The organism is Bradyrhizobium sp. Leo114, assembly GCF_055229415.2.
Map to the genome: position 1 here is coordinate 1 of NZ_JBUYEN020000265.1, position 255 is coordinate 255.

The following is a 255-nucleotide window of genomic DNA, read 5'->3' on the forward strand; positions in this document are numbered from 1 at the left end:
GGTCATGGTCTTCCAGCGGCCGTGTGGAACCTTGGTGGGAAGCCTCTGGCCACGCGGCGCCCATCCCCGCAAAGCCGCCATATCGGTTCTGGTCCAGGTCTCGTCGATGAAGACCAGGCGCTCAGGCCCGACGCGATCTTGATATTTGATCCACTGGGCCCGCCGCCTTGCCACGTCGGGACGATCGCGTTCGCCAGCCACCACGCTTTTTTTTGAAGCTGAGTTTCTCGGCATGGACGAACTCCCACACCGAGC

1 pseudogene is annotated in these 255 nt (G+C 62.4%); it reads right to left on the reverse strand.

From position 1 onward, the window contains the following. Positions 1–255 (reverse strand): annotated as a pseudogene (locus tag ACZIRK_RS45675) (IS630 family transposase); the annotation flags it as partial.